The 741-nt window shown below is 65.6% G+C and carries 1 protein-coding gene; it reads right to left on the bottom strand.

The window, feature by feature from the left end; genetic code table 11:
• Positions 1-535: 535 nt before the first annotated feature.
• The coding region (locus tag B7R24_RS17720) for a single-stranded DNA-binding protein (protein WP_367302635.1) at positions 536-741 on the bottom strand (206 nt) is incomplete at its 5' end.

Here is a 741-nt window from a genome sequence, read left to right on the forward strand (position 1 = left end):
CGGCTACACAGCTACCTCGGGAACATCTCACCTGAAGAATACGAACGCAACTACTACGCTCAAGACCACGGCACATCAACCGGTGATGCCGCCAACACAAAGGCGGCATGAAACCCGGGACGGTTCACTGTGATGTTCGCGCGGTGCTTCGACGCGATCGTGTCCCGGGAGCGCCGTGAGCGCTTCCTTCCCGCCCTGATCGCTCTGACCGTCGACGCTCACCCGAACCGCCCCACGGATGACGTGGTACACGGCGTGCTCAGTACCGACTCCCAAACACGCCTCAGAAACCTCCTCAGCGCGACACCGGCAGGAGCCCGGGTCGGACTGTCATAACCGCCCGTAGCCGGCGTGTGTCGGTGGCGGGCGGCAGACTGGCCGCATCTGGGAGCTGGCACACCGGACGCGCGAGGGCGTGACAGGGACCGTCGTACAGGTCGACGCGACGTCCAGCGCGGCCGCGATCGAGCAGCTGCGGGCGTCTATCCCGGAGGACCACCTGATTCTCTACGTACGCGACGCCTCCTGAACGGGACTACTCCCCCGCAGCCGACCCCGCGCGCCGCGGCGCACTGGTGGATTGTGCGGTACTGCGGCTGAGGTTCGGGCCAATCGCGTCGGCGTCGATGACCCGGCCGTACCGCTTGTTCTCACCCTCACCCCAGGACACGGTGTGCTCATACCCGACGACGATGACGGCATCACCTTTGTGGAGGGTGGCGAGAATGTTCTCCCCGAGCT

The sequence above is a fragment of the Subtercola boreus genome, assembly GCF_003399645.1.
Taxonomy (GTDB): domain Bacteria; phylum Actinomycetota; class Actinomycetes; order Actinomycetales; family Microbacteriaceae; genus Subtercola; species Subtercola boreus_A.